The sequence below is a fragment of the Burkholderia sp. AU39826 genome (assembly GCF_020419965.1).
Classification (GTDB): domain Bacteria; phylum Pseudomonadota; class Gammaproteobacteria; order Burkholderiales; family Burkholderiaceae; genus Burkholderia; species Burkholderia semiarida.
Map to the genome: position 1 here is coordinate 58342 of NZ_JAIZQG010000002.1, position 15457 is coordinate 73798.

At 64.7% G+C, this 15457-nt stretch carries 14 protein-coding genes; 12 read left to right on the forward strand and 2 right to left on the reverse strand.

The features are described from left to right. Positions 1-130: 130 nt before the first annotated feature. Together LGM42_RS05170 and LGM42_RS05175 are read right to left on the reverse strand one after the other, a co-directional pair. Positions 131-1480, reverse strand: coding sequence for a collagen-like triple helix repeat-containing protein (locus LGM42_RS05170; RefSeq protein WP_226231725.1), 1350 nt, complete (start codon positions 1478-1480; stop codon positions 131-133). A gap of 40 nt (positions 1481-1520) precedes the next feature. Continuing rightward, positions 1521-3101 (reverse strand): collagen-like triple helix repeat-containing protein, encoded by a 1581-nt coding sequence (locus LGM42_RS05175; RefSeq protein WP_226231726.1) that lies wholly within the window; start codon positions 3099-3101, stop codon positions 1521-1523. Between the two features lie 678 nt (positions 3102-3779). Here LGM42_RS05175 and LGM42_RS05180 point away from each other — a divergent pair. The 12 genes from LGM42_RS05180 to LGM42_RS05235 all read left to right on the forward strand — a co-directional run bounded on the left by LGM42_RS05180 (position 3780) and on the right by LGM42_RS05235 (position 15423). Beyond that, positions 3780-3998, forward strand: coding sequence for a Flp family type IVb pilin (locus tag LGM42_RS05180; protein ID WP_226231727.1), 219 nt, complete (start codon positions 3780-3782; stop codon positions 3996-3998). Positions 3999-4095: 97 nt separating this feature from the next. Continuing rightward, entirely contained in the window at positions 4096-4596 is a 501-nt protein-coding gene (locus LGM42_RS05185; protein WP_104012239.1) for a prepilin peptidase, read from the forward strand. After that, positions 4593-5039, forward strand: coding sequence for a TadE/TadG family type IV pilus assembly protein (locus tag LGM42_RS05190; RefSeq protein WP_226231728.1), 447 nt, complete (start codon positions 4593-4595; stop codon positions 5037-5039). The genes LGM42_RS05185 and LGM42_RS05190 overlap by 4 nt, the downstream gene beginning before the upstream one ends. 90 nt (positions 5040-5129) lie before the next feature. Next, positions 5130-6053: a Flp pilus assembly protein CpaB gene (cpaB, locus tag LGM42_RS05195; RefSeq protein WP_060318295.1), complete on the forward strand. Its 924-nt coding sequence runs from the start codon at positions 5130-5132 to the stop codon at positions 6051-6053. 65 nt (positions 6054-6118) lie between these two features. After that, positions 6119-7450: a type II and III secretion system protein family protein gene (locus LGM42_RS05200; RefSeq protein WP_060318753.1), complete on the forward strand. Its 1332-nt coding sequence runs from the start codon at positions 6119-6121 to the stop codon at positions 7448-7450. Between the two features lie 60 nt (positions 7451-7510). Next, positions 7511-8785 (forward strand): fimbrial protein, encoded by a 1275-nt coding sequence (locus LGM42_RS05205; RefSeq protein WP_059575730.1) that lies wholly within the window; start codon positions 7511-7513, stop codon positions 8783-8785. A 3-nt stretch (positions 8786-8788) separates the two neighbouring features. Further along, positions 8789-10162 carry a CpaF family protein gene (locus LGM42_RS05210; protein ID WP_059575728.1) on the forward strand — a complete coding sequence of 458 codons (1374 nt, stop codon included), beginning with the start codon at positions 8789-8791 and terminating at the stop codon, positions 10160-10162. Next, positions 10155-11147, forward strand: a complete 993-nt coding sequence (locus tag LGM42_RS05215) for a type II secretion system F family protein (protein WP_226232032.1) — start codon at positions 10155-10157, stop codon at positions 11145-11147. The genes LGM42_RS05210 and LGM42_RS05215 overlap by 8 nt, the downstream gene beginning before the upstream one ends. A gap of 4 nt (positions 11148-11151) precedes the next feature. Next, the gene (locus tag LGM42_RS05220; RefSeq protein WP_060318302.1) at positions 11152-12144 is read left to right on the forward strand and encodes a type II secretion system F family protein; all 993 of its coding nucleotides are present in this window, start codon (positions 11152-11154) and stop codon (positions 12142-12144) included. An 18-nt stretch (positions 12145-12162) separates the two neighbouring features. Beyond that, entirely contained in the window at positions 12163-13005 is an 843-nt protein-coding gene (locus tag LGM42_RS05225; protein ID WP_060318757.1) for a tetratricopeptide repeat protein, read from the forward strand. 19 nt (positions 13006-13024) lie between these two features. Then, positions 13025-13354, forward strand: coding sequence for a DUF3613 domain-containing protein (locus LGM42_RS05230; RefSeq protein WP_059575722.1), 330 nt, complete (start codon positions 13025-13027; stop codon positions 13352-13354). An 11-nt stretch (positions 13355-13365) separates the two neighbouring features. After that, the gene (locus LGM42_RS05235; RefSeq protein ID WP_226232033.1) at positions 13366-15423 is read left to right on the forward strand and encodes a pilus assembly protein TadG-related protein; all 2058 of its coding nucleotides are present in this window, start codon (positions 13366-13368) and stop codon (positions 15421-15423) included. Positions 15424-15457 lie beyond the last annotated feature (34 nt).

The following is a 15457-nucleotide window of genomic DNA, read 5'->3' on the forward strand; positions in this document are numbered from 1 at the left end:
GGCCTTGCTTTTCGTCTTCTTTGTAATGCCGGCACGCGACACCTGGGTGTCGCGCGCCGCGTGCCGCCATGCCGGGCGTGTTGGTACGGCCGCGCCATTCGCTCCGGCTGCGATGACGCGACCGTCCTCCTTACTTGCCGACGCTACCCAGCGTACCCAGCAACCCCGTGACCGGCGCCAGCAGGCCCGTCGAACCGCTGCCGGACGATGCCGTACCCGACACGCTGCCGACCAGCGACGTGACCGGCGCGAGCGGGCTCGAGCCCCCGGACCCTGCCGCACCGCCCACTGCTCCGGTGACAGTATTCAGCAAACCGGTGACGGGCGCGAGAGGGTTTGCACTGCCTGCGCCACCCGTTGCGCCGCCGAGCGCGCCGGTGACCGTCGAGACGAGGCCCGTGACCGGTGCGAGCGGGCCGCTGCCCGAGCCGCCCGTTGCACCACCGAGCGCGCCCGTGAGCGAGCCGAGCGGCGTCGAGCCGAGACCCGACAACAGGCCGCCGAGCGGGTTCGTCGAACCGGAACCCGATGACGAGCCGCTCTGGACGGTCGCCGTCGAGCCGCCGACGAGGCTCGTGATCAGGCCGGGAATCGGTGCCGCGCCGTTCGGGCCGTTCGGATTGACGAGGCCGCCGGCGTTGGTCACGGTATTGCCGACCGCGGTCACGAGCTGGCCGACGTCGCCGACGAGCGGCTGGCTCGACGTTGCGCCGACCTGCTTGCCGGCCGAGCTGATGGCGCCGCCGATCTGACCGAGCAGGCCCGACACGGGTTGGCCGAGGCCGGTCGTCGTGCCGACCTGCTGCGTGACCTGGCCGGCGGTGATCACGAGCGGCGTGATCGCCGAGCTGATCGGCTGCGTGACCTGCTGCACGGCGCCCGACGACAGCGTCGAGCCGATCGTCGTGCCGGCGGCCGTCAGGCCGTTGGCGACCGTGTCCAGCACGGTGCCGACCGGCGTCGTGACCGGTGCGAGTGGTGCCAGCGGGCCCGTGCCCAGCGCCTTGACCGTCGAGCTCAGGCCGGACACCGTGTTGCTGGTCGCACCGACGACGTTGCCGAGACCGGCCACCGTGGTGCCGACCGGGTCCTTCGTCGAGCCGATCTGCCCGAGCCCGTTGCTCACCGCGTCGGCTGCCGCGCCGACGATCGTGCCGGTGCTGGACAGTGTGCTGCCGACGCCCTTCGTCACGCCGTCGCCGAGGCCCGGCAGGCTGATGTTGCCGACCGTGCTGCCGAGGTCGCTGGCCGTCTGGCCGACCGTGCTGATGACGCCCTTGGTGCCGGTCGACGAGCCGCTGGTGCCGCTCGTGCCCGGCGTGCCGCTCGTGCTCGGGTTGTTGTTGTCGTTGCTGCTGGTCGGCGGCGAGCTGACGCCGCCGCCGCCGCAGGCGGCCAGCAGGCACGCCGCGGCAAAGGCGGTGAGGGGCACGCGCCACTGGCGCAGGGCGGCGGTCGTGATGGAACGTTGCTGGGACATGATGGACTCCTCGCTGTCTTTTCGATGAATGGATGTCGGATTACTTGCCGTGCGTGCCGCCGAGCAGGCCGCCGATCAGCGACGTGACGGGCGCAAGCAGATTCGACGACGAACCCGAGTTCGTGACGGCACCCGTGCCGCCGCTCAGTGCCGGTGCGCTGACCGTGCTGGTGACAGCGGGGACCGGAGCGGCAATCGGATTACCGCCGCCCGCTACGCTGCCGAGTGCGCCGGTGACCGCGGAGACGAGGCCCGTAACCGGGGCGAGCGGGCCGCCGCTGCCGCCTGCTGCGCCACCCAGTGCACCGGTGACCGTCGAGACAAGGCCCGTGACCGGCGCGAGCGGACCACCGCTGCCGCCCGCTGCGCCGCCCAGTGCACCGGTGACCGTGGACACGAGACCCGTGACCGGCGCAAGCGGGCCGCCGCTGCCGCCCGCTGCGCCGCCCAGTGCACCGGTGACCGTGGAGACGAGACCCGTGACCGGCGCGAGCGGGCCGCTGCCGCCACCCGTTGCGCCGCCGAGTGCGCCGGTGACCGTCGAGACGATGCCGGTGAGCGGAGCGAGCGGGTTGGTCACGCCGCCGGTGCCGCCCGTGAGCAGGCCGCCGACTGCCTTCACGGTGTTGCCGGTCGACGAGACGGTGTTGCCGAGGCCCGTGGTGACCGGGTTGCCGCCCGTCGATGCGAGCAGGGCGCCGGCCTGGTTCAGGCCGTTGCCGACCGTGCCGAGCAGCGTGTTGACCGGTGCGCCGAGGCCGGTTGCCGAACCGATCGTCTGGGTCGTCTGGCCGACCATCGTCGTGATCGGCGTGATGGCCGAGCTGACCGTTTGCGTGACTTGCTGGATCGGGCCGGTCGACAGCGCGTTGGTGAGCGTGGTGCCGCCGTTCGACACGGCGCCGCCGAGCGTCGAGACGAGGCCGCCGACGGCGCCCGTGACGGGCGCGAGCGGCGACAGCGGGCCGCTGCCGAGGCTCGTGACCAGGTTGCCCGTTTGCGTGACTGCGCCGCCGAGCTGATTGACCACGCCGCCGGTGCTGGCAACCGTGGTGCCGACCGGATCCTTCGTCGCGCCGAGCTGGCCGAGACCGCTGCCGAGGCCGTTGCCCAGGGCGGTAACCGCGCCGCCCACGCTTTGTACGATGCCGCCCGCGGCTTGCGTGGTGGCCGGATTGACGCCCGGCAGCGTCTGGCTGCCGATGACGGAGCCGAGGCCGGAGACGGTGCCGCCGGCATTCGTGACGATGTTGCCGGTGCTTGCGAGGACATTTCCCACTGGATTCGCCGATACACCCGACGTGCCGGACGTACCGCTCGTGCCCGAAGTTCCGCTGGTGCCCGACGTACCGCTCGTACCCGAGGTCCCGCTAGTGCCGGACGTGCCGCTCGTGCCCGAGGTGCCGCTGGTGCCGGACGTACCGCTCGTGCCCGACGTGCCGCTCGAGCCATTGCCGCCCGACGTGGAGATCGTATCGCCGCCGCCCGAGCTCGAGCCGCCGCCAAGGCCCTGGCTGATGGAGCCGGAGCCGCCGCATGCGGAGAGGGAAAGCATGGCTGCAACGGTGGCCGCGATCAGAGTCGTCCGGAACACGCCATGAGGGATAACCTTAATGTCCATTTCGTCCTCGCATTAAAAGTGTGTTGTGAACTGCGTTGTGTTGAGTGGTGCGAGGACTACTCTGCAACTGTCGTGCCATTTCGATGCCCGACGGTTCGGCAACAGGTTTTAAACGAGGCAATTCCTTGTCGGCAAAGGAAGTTCCGGAAATTGAAAGATTGTTGAATCTGTTTAAGTGCAGAGGAATGAGAACGGTTTCGCCCGTTTCGTAACGTAACGTCACAACAATGGCGTTACGCGTGGGGCGTAACGCGGGGCCTAGACGGGCTTGGTGGACGCGGCAATTGTTTTACTGGTGGATTAGGTGTGCACATCTAACCTATCGTAAATCCTATGTGTAAGTCGTACCGAAACGCCGTACAAATATGTCGTGCTCCTGGTCATTTTTTTCCGGCAGAGTGGTTAAAAGAGGTTGGAATTCAAATAGGATCGGATATAGAATCCGGAGCAGATGTAAGGGTATGTACGGTTCGGTACACTACGTTCGAGGAGGAGCGCTATCGCGAATGTTAACTTGCATCAAATCGTGAGCAATGCCCTTCGGGGCGACCTATAAAGAAAGCGCACCCGGTTGTCGTTACAGCAGATGTGACGAACGGTCCGGGGCAAACGGCCAGATATGCGGGGACGTATACGTATAAAAGGCCAGAAAACGTAAATACAGGCACGAGGAATAAAATGAAAGCAATCATCAAGCGTTTCCTTAAGGAAGAAGACGGGGTTACCGCGATCGAGTATGGGCTGATCGCGGGTCTTATCGCTGTCGCGATCGTCGCCGGGGTGACGAACATCGGCAGCAGTCTCGGCAACATGTTCACCAATCTCGGCACGTGCGTGTCGTCTCCTTCGTCTACGAACTGTTCTGCCACCGCGATTCGGGCAACCCCGACGACCTAAGCCGACTTCTTCTTTTCCGGAAGTCGTCGTGGCGCAGTAGCGGGCGGACTACCTCGGTAATCCGCCCGCCCTTGCATCTGCTGCGGATCGTGGTGCGATGGGACATCTCATTTTTAGCGGGGTATTTCTGACCTGGGCCGGCTCGGTCGTGGTCAGCGATATTCGTTTCCGCCGTATTTCGAACACCCTTGTCGTGGCCGGATTAATCGGCGGGGTCGGCGCTGCATGCGTGGCCGCGAGTCCATTTGGCATTTCCGTGCACCAGGCAGTGGTCGGCATGCTGATCGGCCTGATCGGATTGATGCCGTTTTTCCTTCTGCGCGTCATGGGCGCAGCAGACGTCAAAATTTTCGCCGTGCTCGGCATCTGGTGCGGTGCGCATGCGCTGCTTTGGCTCTGGGTGGCTGCCAGTCTGGCTGCAGGGCTGCACGCGCTCGTACTGATGCTGTTGTCGCGCACGTCGCTCGGAGGCTTGTGGCGGCAGCGCGCGCCAGTGCTGGCAGTTGGCGGGTATCGCGCGACGCCTTATGCCGCATGCCTCGCGGTGCCGGCTGCCGCCTGGTTGGTCTATCTGGTCGCAATCGGGGGCGTGCGATGAAACGACAGAACGCATGCCGGAGATGGCGACGGCAACGTGGAGCGACAGCGGTGGAGTTTGCGATCGTGTTTCCGCTGTTCTTCGTGATTTTTTACGCGATTCTGAGTTTCGGGATGATTTTCCTTATTCAGCAGAGCTTGACGCTGGCTGCAAGCGAGGGCGCGCGTGCTGGGTTGGCTTATGCACCGGACCTCTCGACGCGCGTCGCGAACGCCAAGACGACCACGCAGAACGTTCTAGGTTGGCTGAACAGCAGTCCGCCCAACGTGGTGGCGCAGCAGTGCAACTACAACAGAACGCCTACGCCGTTGCTGTACTGCCTGACGGTCACGGTGAGCTATACGCCTGATAGCTGGATGACGATCATGCCGTTCCTCGGGACGATCATGACCAAACCACTGACGGGTACGGCAGTGGTGCAAATTCCGCAGTCGATGCTGTGAGTTGGGCATCATGATGCGATAGATCTGTCACGTGCAAATCGCGCGACAAGAAGAAACTGATTGGATTCAATCCGGCATCCATACGACAACATGGCCAACAACATAACGAAGATCATCGCGGGGCTGCTGATTGCGATCGCGGTTCTGCTCGGAATCTATGCATGGGTGCTTGGACGCAGCGTGTCAAGTCCCACGCCGGCACAGCCGATGGTGGCGGCCACGGCGGTGCCGATCGTCATTGCAACGCGTGCTTTGTCCGGCGGACAGCCGATCCCGGCCGATGCGCTGAAGATCCAGGCGACGGCGCCGGCACCGGCAGGCGCCTTCAGCGACCCCGCTGCGCTGGCTGGCCGCGTGCCGATTCGCGACATTCCGGCCTCGACCCCGGTCGTTGCGGATGCACTCGTGTCGGGGCTTGCCGAGGACGTGCAGCCCGGCGAGCGCGCGGTTGCGGTTCGGGTCGACGAAACGAACGCGGTCGGCAACCGCCTGCGGCCCGGAAATTTCGTCGACGTGTTCCTGAACCTGAAACGCGAAGTCGGCAGCACGATGCTTGACGGCGAGGTTTCGCAGACACAGGCGCGGCTTCTGTTGTCGAAGGTCAGGGTGCTGTCGTTCGGCGATGCGACCGCCGAGCGCGACAGCGGCAACAACAACGGTGGTAATGGGCAACCGACCGGCGCCCGCATCGCGGTGCTCGCGGTGCCGACCGCGCAGGTCGATGCGCTGACGCTCGGCGAGGCGACCGGCCGCCTGACCTTGGCATTGCGCAACCCGCGTGACGACGATCTTGCGCTGCAGACGGTCGCAGTACGTACGGATAACAAGCTGTCGCCGTCGGCGCTGGCCGCAGCAGGCGTCTCGCTGCAGCAACTGTCCGGCACACCGAGAACGCCCGTAGCCAGTACGAACCTGCCTCCGTTGCCGTCGCACCTGCCGCCGCCTGTACGGCCGAGCGGGGGGGGCGGCATCGAAGTGATTCGCGGCGGCCGGTCGGAAACGGTTGCTTATTGAACCAGGTCGACGGCCATCGATACCAGCGACGACAAGCAAAAGGCCGCGCGCCGGTCTACCAAACGATGAAAAACACACTGATTGCATTCGCGATTGCCATTTGGATCATGACCTTCGCCTCGTTCGCAAGCGCGAGCGCTACGATCGAACTCGCCGTCGGCGCACAACGGCAAATTTCGGCGGGTCGCACCCTCCAGCGCGTCGCAGTCGGTGATCCGGCAATTGCCGACGTGCTGATCATGAAGGGTAGCCGCTCCGGTTCCGTGCTGCTCACTGCGAAGGCTCCCGGCGCAACCAACGTGATGCTGTGGGAGCGCGGGAACGATGAACCAAGGATCTGGAACGTCGCGGTGGTCGACGCGGCCGCGCAAGCCGTGCTCGACGGCGCTACGCCGCGCGTGAATGCATACGGCGGCACGGCCGTGCTGCAAGGCTCGGCCGCGTCGCTCGAGGCACATGCGCGTGCGGCCGCGGTCGGCAAGAACATGAGCGGCAAGGGCGCCGTGATCGACCGCTCGACGGTGCCCGGCAAGAGCGTCGTGCAAGTCGATGTGCGGGTCGTCGAATTCAGCCGTTCGGTGCTCAAGCAGGTCGGGTTCAATTTCTTCAAGCAAAGCAACGGCTTTTCGTTCGGATCGTTCTCGCCGGGTGGCGTGCAATCTTATAGCGGCGGGTCGGGCCCGGGGACCGGGGGATACGTTCCCACGCTCGGATCGCCAGTCGCGTCCGCATTCAACCTGGTCGTGAACGCGGCCGGACGCGGCATCTTTGCCGACCTGTCTCTGCTGGAGGCGAACAATCTCGCGCGCGTGTTGGCCGAGCCGACACTGGTCGCGCTGTCCGGGCAGAGCGCGAGCTTCCTCGCGGGAGGCGAGATTCCGGTGCCATCGCCGCAGGGGCTCGGTTCGACGGCGATCCAGTGGAAGCAATACGGCGTCGGGCTCTCGTTGACGCCGACGGTCTTGAGTCCGAGCCGGATCGCGCTGAAGGTCGCGCCCGAATCGAGTCAGCTCGACTTCGTGAACAGCGTGACGATCAGCGGCGTCGCAGTGCCCGGCATTACGACGCGCCGCGCGGATACGACCGTCGAACTGGGCGACGGCGAGAGCTTCGTGATTGGCGGGCTGATCGATCGCCAGACGATGTCGAACGTGAGCAAGGTGCCGTTGCTCGGCGATCTGCCGATCATCGGGTCCTTCTTCAAGAATCTGAGCTATCAGCAGAACGACAAGGAACTGCTGATCATCGTGACGCCGCATCTCGTTGCGCCGATTGCCAAGGGTGCAGTGTTGCCCGCGACGCCCGGCGAGTTGTCCGAGCAGCGCGACGGGCCGGTCTGGAAATCGTATCTGGGCGGAGTTGCGTCGCCCGACGCTGCTCCCGGATTTTCGAAATGAGTGGAATGTCTCGCGGCTTGCGATGCAACGCCACGCCTTGTGTAATCGGGGGTGTTCGACATGAATGCGCGAATTCAATCCTTGTGTGAACCCGCCGTGACCGACTATTTCGTTTGTGCGTCGCAGCATGAGGCACATGTCCGCTGGCTGGCCGATACGCTCGTATCGGCCGGCGCGGTCGAGGCCGCATCGCTCGATCCGGGTGTGCTGGCGCAACGCATTACGGGCCTCAATCCGACGCTCGTTTTTATCGATTTCTCCGACGGCAGCGCGGCGGCGAGCATTGCCGCGGCTGCGATTCGCGCCACGCATCCGGGGCTGCCCATTGTCGCGCTGGGTTCGCTCGCACAGCCGGAGAGCACGCTCGCTGCATTGCGCGCCGGCGTCCGCGATTTCATCGACGTGTCGGCTCCGGCGGAAGATGCTTTGCGCACCACGCGCGGGTTGCTGGAGAACGTCGGCGAGCCGGCGAGCCGCCACGGCAAGCTCGTTGCATTGCTCGGCGCGCGTGCGGGCATGGGGGTGAGCACGCTCGCGGCGAATCTGGCCGTATGGTTGCAGAAGCGCTCGGTGAGCCCGGACGGGAGCGGCGTGCCGAACGGCGGGACGCCGGCCGGTCGCCAGACCGCGCTCGTCGACCTCGGGTTACCAGCGGGTGATGGCGCGTTGTTCCTGAATACGCGCTGTGAATTCCATTTCATCGATGCGGTTCACAACCTGCGCCGCATCGACAGGACCTTCGTGAATACTGCGCTGACCCGGCATGAGAGCGGCGTTGCGTTGACGACGCTGCCGGCGGATCTTGGCGCGCTGCGCGACGTGTCGTACGCGTCGTGCGCCGGTTTGCTGAACCGGTTTCGCGCATTCTTCGATCAGCAGATCGTCGACCTCGGCGGTTTTTCGAATCGCGAATTCGTTGCACAAATCACGAGCTCCGCCGACGAAGCATGGCTCGTCTGCGATCAGGGCGTCGCGTCGATCGTATCGGCGGCCGATTTGCTCACCGGGCTGCGCGATGCGGGTGTCGAGACCGATCGCATGCGGCTCGTCGTCAACCAGTACGACCCCGCGCTCGATCTGACGCCCGGGCAGATCGCGGAGCGGCTAGGGCTGTCGCTGGCCGGCACGTTGCCGTCGCGCCGCGTCGCGATCGGTCATGCGGCCAACCAGGGGCGACTCATCGTCGATATGGCGGAGCGCGATCCGTACGTGCGCGCGCTCGAGTCGCTCGCCGCGCGGCTGCCGGGCGTGTCGATTCGTCCGGCTGCACCCGGTCCGGCGTCTGGATTGTCCGCGCTGAAGCGTTTCATTCAACCCTTGTCCAAGCGGTCGTAAGCGATGGCACACGACATTCAATTTGCCGACGGCGCAGCGCCGTTCTCCCAGACTCAGCAGTTCCACGACATCAAGAATGCCGCGCACGAACACTTGCTGACGCGCATCGAAGAATTGGGCGCCGAGTTCGGCAGATGGTCCCGCCAGGCGATCAACCAGTTCGTCGATCTCGAGATCGACAGCTTCGTGCGACTGCGCCGCATTCCGCTCAACGAAAACGAGGTACGGACGATCGCGGAGGCGCTGACGAAGGAACTCGCGGGTTTCGGCCCGATCGAGGATTTGCTGGCGGACCCGGCGGTCGAGGACATCCTGATCAACGGCTACAACGACGTGTATGTGTCGCGTCACGGGATTCTTGCCAAGCTGCCGGTGCGTTTCACCGATAACGCGCACCTGTTGCGCATCGTGCGGCGGATACTCGCGCCGATCGGCCGCCGGCTCGACGAGTCGAATCCGATGGTCGATGCACGGCTGCCCGACGGCGGCCGCGTGAACGTCGTGATCGAGCCGCTGTCGATCGATGGTCCGGTCGTGTCGATCCGGAAATTCCGCAAGGATCCGCTGAAGCCGTCCGACCTGCTTGGTAACGGGACATTCAACGAAGAGATCAACACGTTGCTTCAGGCGGCGGTCGAGGCGCGCTGCAACATTCTCGTGTCGGGCGGTACGAGTTCCGGTAAAACCTCGCTGCTCAACGCGCTCGCGTTCCATATTCCGGAAATCGAGCGTGTCGTGACGATCGAGGATACGGCCGAGTTGTCGCTGAACCACCCGCACGTCGTGCGGCTCGAGAGCCGTCCGGGCGGGTTCGACGGCACCGGTATCGTGTCGATTCGCGACTTGCTGCGCAATACGTTGCGGATGCGTCCGGACCGGATCATCGTCGGCGAAGTACGCGGCGGCGAGGTGCTTGAAATGCTGCAGGCCATGAACACAGGCCACGACGGCTCGATGGGCACGGTGCACGCGAGTTCTCCACGCGAGTGTCTGTACCGTCTCGAGATGCTTGCCGGTTTTGCAGGTTTCCAGGGCACCGAGTCGAGCCTGCGTCGGCAGATCGCGAACGCCATCGACTTCATCGTGCAGATAGGACGCCTGTCGAACGGGCGGAGACGGATTCTGTCGATCACCGAAGTGACCGGGCTGTCCGACAACATCATCGCGACCCAGGAGCTTTACCGCTATGAAGCGCGTGTGACGCCGGAGGGCGAGGAAGTCGATCACTGGGAAACCCTGGGCATTCATCCGCATTCACCGAAGCTTGCGCGCTTCCGTCAGACGCTGACGAGCGGTGGGTTCGGCGATGCCGGATTCGGTGGCGGCGGCTTTGGCGGTGGCGGGTTCGGCCGCGGCGGCGGGGGCTTCAATGTATAGCGGGATGGTGTGGGCGCTGGCGCTCGCGATGCTGTGTGTCGCGGCTGCGATGATGCTGTGGCATCACGCGCAGACCCGGCGCGTAAGGACCGACGCGAAGCGTTTCATCGACAGCCGGCTCGAGCCTGGCGCACGTGTCGACGCACCGGCGAAGCGTGCGCCGGCGGCTGGTGCAGTGCGTGCCGTACAGCAGCCGGGAGCGGCACGGAAGGTATCGTCGGATGCCTTTTGGGTGCACTGGTATGCGGCCGCATCCGAATATCTGTCCAACCTCGCAAGCCGTGCGGGGATAGACGATGCGCGCGGCAAGGCGGTCGTCGCGATTGCCGCGCTCGTTGCGGCTGCGGTCATTGCCGGCAGTCACGGCGGCATGCTGGCGTGTTGCGCGGCGATCATTTGCGGTAGCGCGATACTCGGTGTCTGGCTCGCGTCGCGGATCCAGCGGCGACGGCTGAAGATCGTCCGGCAGATCCCGTCGTTCCTCGACGGGATCGTGCGTCTCGTGACACTGGGCAACAGCGTACCGGCTGCTTTCCAGTCGTCACTGTTGACGACCGAGGAGCCGCTGCGCGGCTGTCTCGACGTCGTGTCGCGGATGCTGCGCGGCGGTATCGAGATCGACCGCGCCATGATGCACATCGCGAAGATCTACCGGACCGAAGAGTTTGAGCTCGTCGGGTCGGTGTTGCGTTTGTCGGTCAAATATGGCGGTCGTGCGGATGTGATGCTCGAGCGGATGGCCGTATTCATGCGCGATCTCGAGCAGGCCGAGCGTGAATTGACCGCGATGTCGTCGGAGACGCGGCTGTCCGCGTTCGTCCTCGTCATGCTGCCGATCGCAATCGGGAGCTTTGTCGTGATGACCAATCCGAAGTACCTGTACGGGATGTGGGGCGATTCGAGCGGGCGGTCGCTGCTCATGATCGCGTTCCTGGCTCAAGTGGTCGGCAGCATATGGTTGTATCGAATGGCTCGGCTCAGGTGACGCTATGACAGCAACTCAGATCGGGGCGATTGCGTTGGCCGTGGGCGCGCTCGGGGTGCTGCTCCTCGGGATGGCCGTGACGTTACGTGCGAATGCTGCGGCGCGGGCGGAACGAGCATTGGTCGATGCGCTGGATCGGCGAATGGCTGCACTGGAGGCGGCGAAAGCGCGGCCCGCGCAGGATGGCGATGCGCAGGCGAAAGCCAACGCGCGTCGCGGGCGGCGCGTCGAACGTTGGCTGGATCGCCTGTCGGCGGCAGGCATGCGCTGGCTGGACACCGGATTCGGCAAATATGCCGTCGCGGAAGAGGATCGTCGCCTGCTGGAGCAGTGCGGGTATGTCGATGCACGCACGCGTGGGCTGTTTCTGAGCGCGCGGGTGGCATGCGGGATCGTGTTGCCGCTGCTGTTCGCGATTTTCGCGAGCGGGCGCATGAAAGGCAGCATCTGGATGGTCGGCATGTGCGCTGCCTTCGGGCTCGGCTTCATGCTGCCGAAACTCTACGTGCAGCGCCGCGCCGCGTCGCGGCGACAGAGCGTCGTCGACGAATTGCCGCTACTCGTCGACATGTTGCGCTTGCTGCAAGGCGTCGGCCTGTCGCTCGATCAAAGCCTGCAGGTCGTGACGAACGATTTTCGGGGGATGCTGCCGGTCTTGTCGTCGGAGGTGGGAATCGCGCAGCGTCAGTTCGCCGCCGGCCGTACGCGCGAGCAGTCGCTGCAGCGGCTGTCCAGTGGATTCGACAACGAGGATTTGCGCGCGATCGTGCGATTGATGATTCAGGTCGACAAGCATGGCGGTGCGGTGCAGGAACCGCTCAAGCAGTTCGGCGATCGTTTGCGCGAGACGCGCCGGGCGATGCTGCGCGAACGGATCGGCAGATTGACGGTAAAGATGACGGGCGTGATGGTGCTGACGCTGTTGCCGGCCTTGCTGATCGTGACGGCGGGACCGGGCATGCTGGCGGTGATGCGCGCGTTGTCGTCGCAGCATTGAAGGATGGAAGGACAGACGATGAAGCGAATCGGCGAAGCGGTAACCCGGGCGGGCATGCTGGCGGCGGCGCTGCTGCTCGGTGCATGCGCGACCAAGGAAAGCGGGTATGGCGTCGGCGCGCAGACCGAGCGTGCGGCACTGATGCAAGCAGCAGATCAGAAGCAGTCCGTGCCCGATACGCCGGGGATGTATCTCGGTCTGATTCAGCGCATGCAAGCGCAGGGACTCTATTACGCGTCGCTCGCGCACATCGATGCATATGACAAGACATACGGTGTCATGCCGGAATCGATCCTGTTGCGTGCGGACGCGCTGCGGATGACCGACCAGCCGGCCGCAAGTGCCGCTGTGTATGGACAATTGCTGAAGACGCCGCTTGCGGCACGCGGCTATCGCGGGCTGGGGTTGCTTGCGGGCGCCGCAGGCGATTTCGACCGTGCGGTGCAAGCGCTGACGCAAGCGTCGGAGCTCGCGCCGACGGATCCGTCGCTACTGTCCGACCTTGCTTATGCGAAGTTGCGCAGCGGCGACGTCGTCGGCGCGCGAGTGCCGCTGATGAAAGCTGCCGAACTCGATCAGCGCAATCCAAAAATCGTCAGCAACCTTGTGCTGTATCTGTTTGCGGCAGGACGTGCGCAGGATGCGCAACGGCTGATGAACCAGCAGCATCTGCCGCCGGAAATTCGCAAGGACATCAATGGTGATGCCGCGAAGATTGCCGCGGCAGTGCGTGCGCAGCAGCGCGCGATCGCGACGCCGCCGGTGGTGTCGCGGCCCGGCGCGACGACGGCGATCACGCCGATGGCGAACAACTTCGGTTACGACCAGACTGTGCCGCTGCTGCAACGGTTTGCGCAATGAACAGCTATCGGGGAACGATATGAACGACAACACACACAATCGAAGCGCACGCGCGGGGCGGATGGCGGCGCTGGCCGCTATCGTCTGCATCGTAACGGGTTCTGCTGCCGCATACGGTCAAGACGCCGTGACACTGGGTGCGTCCGAGGTCGGCCGCTCGACCAAAGACTGGCTCGCGATGCAACGCGACAACCGCGCGGCGGCTCCGACGCAACCTGTGTTCGGCGACGTCGCGTCGCTCGCGTACCAGCGCTATCTGGATTCGTTCAAGAACAAGATTCCGGATTCGATGAGTTCGCAGCTCGGCGCAGTGGGTGGCATGTCGGGCGGCGGGCAGGGCGCGCAATAAGCGGGATGACCATGCGCGCAGATCAATCGCACGCGGGGCGGCGGAGGAGCGCCGGCAGTCCCGGCGGAAGTCGCCAGCGCGGTGGCGTCGCGATCGTGGCGACGATCTGGGCGCTGGCCGCGATCATTATCCTGGGGGCGATCGACGTCGGTCATTTCTATGCCGAAAGACGCCGGATGCAAGCGGCGGCCGATCTGGCCGCGTTGTCGGCGGTCTCTCAGGTCACGACCGACTCGACTTGCCAGGCGGCGAGGACCGCAGCCAGTCAAATCGCGAACCCGGCGACGAATGCATTGCCGGCAGGTTCGAAAGTTTCCGTGTCGTGCGGCATCTGGACCGCGCCCCAGGGCAGTGGCAGCGCGCAGTTCACACCGGTGTCGGGTGACCCGATCAGCGGAAACCAGTGCGCGGGTCTATCGGCCGGAGCGGTCAATGGCCAGTCAATCAACGCCGTTTGCGTCACGGTGACCGAGCCGGTCGACGGGGTTTTTCGCGGTGGCGTCACGATTGGCGGATCTGCCATTGCCAAGAGCGTACCCACCGACACTTTTACGCTGACCACGTCGCTTGCAGCGTTGAACGGTGGATTGGCCAACCAATTGCTCAAGGCGCTGACCCGATCGAACGACAATGCGCTGAATCTTCAACTGGTCGACTATCAGGGGCTCGCACAAGTCAACTTGAAGCTGGCCGGCATTCTGGCCAATCTCCCGGTCGGCACCAGTACGGGCGTGCTGAACGGCACCGTGACGCTCGGTCAACTGGCCAATGCCGCGGTGCAGGCAGCGACGCAGCAAGGCGTGGCCGCGGCGAACCTGAAGGTGCTGAACGCACTGGTCATCGCCCTTTGTCCGGGCGGAGCCTGCGGCGGCCCGCAGATCGCGCTCGGTCAACTCGTTTCCGCCGCGACCGCGACGGGAAGCTCCGCCGTCAACGCCAGCGTCAATGCGCTCGGCTTGCTGTCGACGGCGTTGCAGATCGCGAACGGCACGAATTCCGTCGACATTCCGAGCGTCACGGTTCAGACGCCTACGGTGCTGTCACCGCTGCTGAACGTGACCGTCTCGGGTTCAGTCAAGTTGGGGGCCAATCCGCCGTCCACTGCGAGCGGTCAGCCCGGGCCATCGAATTGCGGAACATCCGATTGCACAACGAACACGTCGACCGCGCAGGGCAACGTGTTCCTCAATACGTCGATCTCGCTGCTGTCGAGCTGCCCTACTGGCGGGTTGGTCTTTCCGGGTGGCAGTTGCCCGTCGGGTAGCGCGACGCCGCTTGCCGCCGTTCAATTGCCGATTACGGCATACGTGGCGCCCGCCACGGCCGGCTTGGCGTCTGTCAGTTGTTCTGCGAACGGTACGAAAAGCGCAACAGTGAACGTACAGACCGGCGTCGTCGCCGTCTATGTCGGTGGTTCTTCAAGTACGAAGATCAATCTCTCTGCGCCGTCGGGTTATTCGCCCGACAGCAGCGCGGCTCCGATTCAACTGGTGTCCGTCAATCTAAGCAGCCTGCTCAATCTGCTGAACCTTGGCGGGTTATCGTCCACGCTGGCGGTCTTGGTCAAGACCCTGACGCTCGGCATCGTCGACCTGAACGCAATTTCGGTCAACATCGGCCTGCGGCCCGGGCAAATGACGACAGTGCCCGTCGCTAACCAAAGTCCGACGCAGTTGCTGTTCTCGTATCCCGGGCCGCAGTCGTCCGCTGCGCCGAATCCGCCGGCGCCGTACGCATTGGGCGTCGGAACGGACCAGTTTCTGTCGCCCGCAGTGACAGGCATCACGAATAATGGTCTGACCGTGTCGTTGACGCTGGGTGACAGTGGACTGCTTGCGGCGTTGAAGGCAGTTGGCATCGATCTGAGCGGAGTACTGAGTCAGGTGTTGAGTAAGCTGCTAGGTCCGCTTCTGAGCGCGCTCGGGAACACACTCGTTCCGCTGCTCCTGCAACCGATCGATTCGCTCCTGACTTCCGTCACGGGGCTCCTTGGCCTGAGCCTGGGGAATGCCTATGTCACCAACACACCGGATTCGATCAAATGCGGCGATCCCATGCTGGTTCAATGAACACCTGAACGTGCCGTTACCGAAGCAGGCGGTG